This is a genomic window from Clostridium boliviensis, assembly GCF_033342255.1.
Lineage (GTDB): Bacteria > Bacillota > Clostridia > Lachnospirales > Lachnospiraceae > Lacrimispora > Lacrimispora boliviensis.
Genome location: NZ_JAWONS010000194.1, coordinates 1 through 325 on the forward strand (window position 1 = coordinate 1; position 325 = coordinate 325).

At 32.6% G+C, this 325-nt stretch carries 1 protein-coding gene; it reads left to right on the forward strand.

Going from position 1 to position 325, the window contains the following annotated elements; translation table 11 throughout:
* A partial coding sequence (locus RZO55_RS12445; protein ID WP_318064610.1) for a hypothetical protein occupies positions 1-200 on the forward strand: 200 nt, incomplete at its 5' end.
* Positions 201-325: the final 125 nt, after the last annotated feature.

Sequence of the window (325 nt, forward strand, 5' to 3'; positions counted from 1 at the left end):
GCTATAATGGTGATAACCCCCATTCTATCTGCGTACAATCTCCTAGTGACGGAAATATAGACGGCGTTCTCTTCCTGAGCTTATATTTGCATTTTTATCTGATGAGACCGTGCGCCGGAAAAGAACGTGAAGTTCTCCACCTATTTTATGACGAAAAGAATGACGGCGTTTCTGTATTATCAGTAGAAACGAGTGGATAATTGTTTTGTCAATTGATTTACTTTATTTTTTTAAATGTTAAATTTATATAATTACTTCCTAATTGACAAACAATATATTTCGGTTGTATAATTTAAATTGTCGAAAAATACATTTTTTTAGTACC